Origin of the sequence: Microbacterium sp. Leaf351 (assembly GCF_001423825.1) — a bacterium.
In the GTDB taxonomy this organism is placed as follows: domain Bacteria; phylum Actinomycetota; class Actinomycetes; order Actinomycetales; family Microbacteriaceae; genus Microbacterium; species Microbacterium ginsengisoli.
Genome location: NZ_LMPK01000012.1, coordinates 2,676 through 3,567, shown reverse-complemented (window position 1 = coordinate 3,567; position 892 = coordinate 2,676). Strand labels below are relative to the sequence as shown.

2 protein-coding genes are annotated in these 892 nt (G+C 69.1%); both read right to left on the bottom strand.

What is annotated here, in order from left to right; translation table 11 throughout:
- Positions 1 to 580 (bottom strand): biliverdin-producing heme oxygenase (locus ASG00_RS04885; protein WP_056207429.1); only part of this gene is annotated, 580 nt, incomplete at its 3' end.
- Between the two features lie 77 nt (positions 581 to 657).
- Positions 658 to 892 (bottom strand): hypothetical protein (locus ASG00_RS04880; RefSeq protein ID WP_082483067.1); only part of this gene is annotated, 235 nt, incomplete at its 5' end.

The window sequence follows — 892 nt, the reverse complement described above, 5'->3', positions numbered from 1 at the left end:
CCTCGTCGATCACCCGCTGCTTCTCGGCCTCGTCCCACGGGGCGGCGTCGAGCTGCTCGCGGTAGACGTCCTTGAACGCCTTGGGGTCCGCGATGTCGCCGAAGATGTAGAACCCGATGCCGTTGGTCTCGAACCCGAACCGGCGCGCCATCAGCTTGCCGATGAACAGTCCGCCCGACAGGTCGCCGAGGTAGCGCGTGTAGTGGTGGGCGACGAAGCCGCCCGCCCACGTGGCGCCGACCTGACGGATGCGGGCGACGTAGCGCTCGGTCGTCGGCAGCGGGGTGATGCGCTGCGTCCAGTCGTCGCCGATGAGGAACGCGAGGTCGGCCTCGAGGGCCGGCAGGCGCGTGAGCTTGTCGCTGATGAAGACGGATGCCACGGGGTCGCGGCGCATGCGATCCGCCGCCCCTTCGAGCGCCTCGTAGATGAACCAGTGCTGGGCGACGAGAGCAACGTAGTCCTCGCGCGTGCCCTCCCCCTTGAGGAGATCGGCCATGAACCCGGCGCTCTCGCTGCCGGAGTGCGCGCCGCTGGAGCGCTCGCGCAGGGCGGTGGAGAAGGGGATGGGCGTCGTCATGTCGCCCACTATACCTTCAGGTAAGCGGAACCTAACCTTCGCGTTGCGTCAGAGCCTTTGCGCGGGTTCCTCGGAGGTCACTCGTGCGGACGCGGCTCGACGCCCAGGCGCCGGCAGGCCGCGTCGTAGAGCGCCACGATCTCGCGGCGCACCTCTCGCCGTTCGGTGATCTCGCCTCCCGGCCAGGGCACCTGCAGCGTCTCCTCACCGGTCGAGGTCGTGTAGCTCCACTCGCCGGCCGAGCCGTCGAACCCGATCATCACTGCGCCGACAGCGTCAGCGTCACCGAACGCGCGCGCGATGAGCAGGTTG